Genomic DNA, 1,467 nt, shown 5'->3' with positions numbered 1-1,467 from the left:
GGCCGGAAGACCGCAGCGAGCGCCGCCCCGTCGGTGGCGGCGAGCGCACGCGATGCAGGATCGGCACTGCCGATCCGCACGTCCCCGCTGCGCCACGATCCCCCACTCGCGACGCCCACCAAGCGGTTCACTCCGGCGATCGACGCGACGAACCCGGATGCCGGTGCGGCGAGAACCTCGCGCACCGGACCGTGCTGAGTGACCAGCCCCCGCTCGACTACGATCAGCCGCTCGGCCAGGGCCACTGCATCGGCGGCATCATGCGTGACCGCGACGGTGGTGGTCGAGGCGAGCTGGTCGCGCAGCATCCGCCTGATGTCGCCCGCGGTCTCGGGGTCGAGGGCGACGAGCGGCTCGTCGAGCAGCACCACGCGAGGGGATGCGGCGAGCGCACGCGCGACGGCGACGCGCTGCTGCTCTCCCCCGGAGAGCTCGTGCGGCATCCGCCCTCCCGCCCCGGGGAGCCCGACCCGCGCAAGCCGATCGTCGGCATCCTTTCGCGCCCCACGAACGTCGACGCCCGCCGCACGCGGCCCGAAGGCGACGTTCTCGCGCGCCGACAGGTGCGGGAACAGTCGCGGCTTCTGCCCGAGCAGCACGATGCCGCGGTGCATGGGCGCAGTCACGACCCGCGGTGATTCGACCCGGTCGACGACTCGACCGTCGACCGCGATCTCTCTCCCACCGAGGGCTTCGAGCCCGGCGAGCGCCTGCAGCAGGGTCGACTTTCCGGCACCGCTCGGCCCCATGACCGCGACAGTCTCACCCGCCGCCACCTGCAGCGAGACGTCGACCGTGAAGTGCTCGCGCGGCACGACGACGTGAGCGCGCAGACCATCGACGGCGCTCATCGCGCAGCCCCCGGCCGCCAGCCGCGCACGAGCAACAGCACGACGATCGCCGTGGCGAGCAGCAGCAGCGCGAGGGCGACCGCTGCCCCCTGCGTCACACCGGCACCGTTGAAGGCCGTATAGATGGCCAGGGGCATGGTCTGCGTGACGCCGGGGCGGTTGCCCGCGAAGAGCGCCGTGGCCCCGAACTCGCCGATCGCCCGGGCGAAGCACAGCACGACGCCGGCCACGATCCCGGGAGCGGCCAGGGGCAGGGTGATGCGGCGCAGGATCGTCCAGCGGCCCGCTCCGAGCGCGGCAGCAGTGCGCTCGTACTCGACCCCCGAGGTGCGCACCGCGCCCTCTACAGCCAGCACCAGGAAGGGCAGCGCCACGAAGGTCTGCGCGAGCACGACGGCCGGGGTGCTGAACGAGAGGCCGAGACCGCCGAACCACCCGGCTCGTCCGAACAGGTAGAGCAGGGCGACGCCGCCGACCATCGGCGGCAGCACGAGCGGCACCGTGACCGCCGCGCGCAGGACCGCAGCGAGTCGCGGACCGGACCGAGCGATCGTCAGCGCCAAGGGCAGGCCGATCACGATGCAGAGCACCGTGGCGATCAGACCGGTGCCGAGGG

At 73.1% G+C, this 1,467-nt stretch carries 2 protein-coding genes; both read right to left on the bottom strand.

Annotated elements, in window-relative coordinates; genetic code table 11:
• Positions 1-851: ATP-binding cassette domain-containing protein (locus tag RTM68_RS16420; RefSeq protein ID WP_312172973.1), on the bottom strand; the 851-nt coding region annotated here is incomplete at its 3' end.
• A partial coding sequence (modB, locus tag RTM68_RS16415) for a molybdate ABC transporter permease subunit (protein WP_312172970.1) occupies positions 848-1,467 on the bottom strand: 620 nt, incomplete at its 5' end. The genes RTM68_RS16420 and modB, both read right to left, overlap by 4 nt.

It is taken from the genome of Microbacterium sp., assembly GCF_031988965.1.
Classification (GTDB): domain Bacteria; phylum Actinomycetota; class Actinomycetes; order Actinomycetales; family Microbacteriaceae; genus Microbacterium.
Note: the sequence above shows the minus strand (reverse complement) of the source record. Positions and strands in the feature narration are given on the sequence as shown.